At 74.5% G+C, this 3,134-nt stretch carries 4 protein-coding genes; 2 read left to right on the forward strand and 2 right to left on the reverse strand.

The features are described 5' to 3' along the window. Together JHD63_RS22065 and JHD63_RS22070 are read left to right on the forward strand one after the other, a co-directional pair. The coding region (locus JHD63_RS22065; protein WP_198972931.1) for a PepSY-associated TM helix domain-containing protein at nucleotides 1-1,066 on the forward strand (1,066 nt) is incomplete at its 5' end. Next, nucleotides 1,059-1,379 carry a DUF3325 domain-containing protein gene (locus JHD63_RS22070; RefSeq protein WP_198972932.1) on the forward strand — a complete coding sequence of 107 codons (321 nt, stop codon included), beginning with the start codon at nucleotides 1,059-1,061 and terminating at the stop codon, nucleotides 1,377-1,379. The genes JHD63_RS22065 and JHD63_RS22070, both read left to right, overlap by 8 nt. Nucleotides 1,380-1,724: 345 nt before the next feature. Here JHD63_RS22070 and alr read toward each other — a convergent pair whose 3' ends face one another. Together alr and JHD63_RS22080 are read right to left on the reverse strand one after the other, a co-directional pair. Then, the gene (alr, locus tag JHD63_RS22075) at nucleotides 1,725-2,849 is read right to left on the reverse strand and encodes an alanine racemase (RefSeq protein WP_198972933.1); all 1,125 of its coding nucleotides are present in this window, start codon (nucleotides 2,847-2,849) and stop codon (nucleotides 1,725-1,727) included. Beyond that, on the reverse strand, nucleotides 2,846-3,134 hold a 289-nt coding region (locus tag JHD63_RS22080), incomplete at its 5' end, for a hypothetical protein (protein WP_198972934.1). The genes JHD63_RS22080 and alr, both read right to left, overlap by 4 nt.

A 3,134-nucleotide genomic window follows, 5' to 3' on the forward strand; every position in this document is an offset into this window, starting at 1 on the left:
CCCCCCCCCCCCCCCCCCCCCCCCCCCCCCCCCCCCCCCCCCCCCCCCCCCCCCCCCCCCCCCCCCCCCCCCCCCCCCCCCCCCCCCCCCCCCTCTCACTCCCCCGCCCCCCACCCACAACTCCACTAGGTTCTCTTCGTCGGCAGCGTCAGATGTGTATAAGAGACAGGCGCTGGGCCAGGTGCGCCGCCCGCGCAGCGAAGCGCCCGGCGTGCTCGGCTCGCTCGACGCCATCGTCGCCCGGGCCGAAGCCATATGGAAAACCCAGAAGGTCGCCTCGGTGCGCGTCAACGCCCCCCACAGCGCCAGGCCCTACGTGGTGGTGCGGCCCTCGGCCACCGACAGCGTCAGCAAGGACATCGACACCCTCACCTTCGACGGCGGCAGCGGCGCGCTGATCGGCCGCTTCGACGCCTCGCCCGTGGTCTCGGTCTGGAACTTCTTCGCCGGCTTTCACATCACCCCGTTCGACCACTGGCTGCTGCGCTGGCTCTACTTCGCCGCGGGCCTGTCGGGCTGCGTCATGATCGCCACCGGCTACCTGTTCTGGCTCCAGGCGCGGCGCGCCAGCCATGCGCGCAAGGGGCTCGCGGGCGTGCAACTGGTCGAGGCCCTGAGCATCGGCGGCATCACCGGCCCGATCCTGGCCACCCTCGCGTTCTTCATCGCCAACCGGCTGCTGCCGCTGGGATTCGAGCACTGGGGCCTGGAGCGCGCGCAGTGGGAAACCCGCGCCTTCTTCATCGTCTGGTGCCTTGCCATCGCCCATGCCGCCGGCCGCTGTGCCGGGCACCGCGGCACTGCGCACAAGCAGGCCTGGCGCGAGCAGTGCTGGGCCATCGCGGGCATGGCCGTGCTGGCCTGCGTGCTCAACGGCGCCACTACCGGCGACCATCTGTGGACAAGCATTGCGCACGGCTACTGGCCGGTCGCCGGCATGGACCTGGCGCTGCTGCTCGGTGCAGCGCTCGCCGCGTTCACCGCACGGCGCCTGGGCCGCACCCCGATCCCCCGCCCCGCGCCGCGCACGCCCGCCGCAGGGCAGGAGGGCCACGCCCATGCGTGAAGCCCTGCTCACCCTGCTCGCCGCCGCGCTGGCCTATGCCGGCTTCGCGCTCTGGGCACTGTCGCAGCAGCGGCACGTCGGCGCGGTACTCGGCACCCATGACGACGTGCCCGTGCGCACCGCTGCGCTGCGCATCAGCGGCAGCATCCTGCTGCTGGCCGCGCTGGCGCTGTGCCTGCGCGGCCACGGCCCGGGCCTGGGCAGCGTGGTGTGGATGGTGTTGATCTCCGTGGCAGCCATCGCCGTCGCCTTCACGCTCGCGTGGCGGGCGCGCTGGCTGCGGCACCTCGCCGGGCGGTACCGCAGGGTCTGAGCGGGCGCCGGCGGCTGCGGGGCGGGGCAACAGGCGCGGTGGCGGCGATGCCCACGCTGTTGCAGTGGCGCTCGGTGCTGCTGGGGAGGCTTGGCGGCAGGGGATGGGGCGCTTGCGTTCGCGGCCTTGCAGGCGGTGGGCGCCGGGATGCGCGCCCGACGGCGCGGTTGCTTTCTCCTGTTTCGCCAAGAGAAAGGAACCAAATAGAAGGGAACCCCACAGAGGGAACCCCGGGCTGCCGCGCGGGCCTTTGCTGCGCTCGGCTTGGCATTGAGTCCGGCACATTTTGCTATCAAATAGATAGCTTATAGCCTAGGTATTATCTGGGCTTATGGCACTTTTTTTTTAAGAAACGCCGACCCCTGCCGCCTCGGCCGCATCCCGCGCCGCCGGCATGCCCCGATACACCAGCGGCACGCGCCGCACATGGCACAGCAGCTCATAGGCGATGGTGCCTGCCGCCTGCGCCACGGTGGCCACGGGCACCTGCGCGCCCCACAGTTCGACCCGGCTGCCGACGCCGGTGGAGGGCAACTGGCTCAGGTCGACGGTGAGCATGTCCATGGAGACGCGGCCCAGGGTGCGGGCCGGCTGGCCGTCGATGGCGACCGGGGTGCCGGTGGGGACGCCGCGCGGGTAGCCGTCGGCATAACCCACGGCCACCAGGCCGACGCGGCAGGGCTGCTCGGCGGTGAAGGTGCCGCCGTAGCCCAGGGCGTCGCCCGGTTGCAGCATCCGCGTGGCGAAGACCTGGCTCTGCAGAGTCATGACCGGACGCAGGCCGTGCGCGCCGTGGGCGATGGGGTCGGCGCCGTACAGCAGCAGGCCGGGCCGGGCCCAGTCGCGGCGTGCGGCGGGCCAGGCCAGTACGCCGGCGGAGTTGCACAGGCTGCGCGCACCGGGCAGGCCGGCGGTGGCGTGGTCGAAGGCGGCGATCTGCCCGGCGGTGGCCGGGCAGCCGGGCTCGTCGGCGCGGGCGAAGTGGCTCATGAGGACGATGGCCTGCACGCCGGGGCAGGCGGCCAGCCGCGCATGCGCCTCGCGCGCCGCATGCAGCGGGAAGCCGGCGCGGCGCATGCCGCTGTCGAGCTTGAGCCAGACCTGCAGGCCGCGCACGGCGGCGGGGGCGCTCTCCAGCATGCGCAGTTGCTCTTCGTGGTGCACCACCAGCCACAGGCCGTGGGCGTGCGCGGTGGGCAGGTCGTGCGCGGCGAAGACGCCCTCGAGCACCAGGATCGGCTGGCGGATGCCGCCTGCGCGCAGGGCCAGCGCCTCGTCGAGGAAGGCCACGGCAAAGCCGTCGGCCAGGTCGTGCAGCGCCTGGGCGCAGGGCAGGGCGCCGTGGCCGTAGGCGTCGGCCTTGAGCACGGCCAGCGCGCGGCCGCCGTGCCGCTGCCGCGCCAGCGTGTAGTTGTGGCGCAGCGCGGCGAGGTCGATGAGCGCGCGGCTGGGGCGGCTCGACGCCGTCACGCGGCGGCCCCGGCCACGGCGGGCTGGGCGGCGCCGCGGGCGCGGCGGTAGCGCTCCAGCGCCAGGTCGTCGGCGCGGATGCCGGGGCTGTCTCTTATACACATCTGACGCTGCCGACGAAGAGAACCTAGTGTAGGTGTCGGGGGGGGGGGGGGGGGGAAGGGGGGGGGGGGGGGGGGGGGGGGGGGGGGGGGGGGGGGGGGGGGGGGGGGGGGGGGGGGGGGGGGGGGGGGGGGGGGGGGGGGGGGGGGGGGGGGGGGGGGGGGGGGGGGGGGGGGGGGGGGG

The sequence above is a fragment of the Xylophilus sp. ASV27 genome, from assembly GCF_016428875.1.
Classification (GTDB): domain Bacteria; phylum Pseudomonadota; class Gammaproteobacteria; order Burkholderiales; family Burkholderiaceae_C; genus Xylophilus.

Coding starts and splice junctions, on each gene's coding strand:
- JHD63_RS22070 (WP_198972932.1), top strand. CDS start 1,059: ATGCGTGAAGCCCTGCTCACCCTGCTCGCCGCCGCGCTGGCCTATGCC.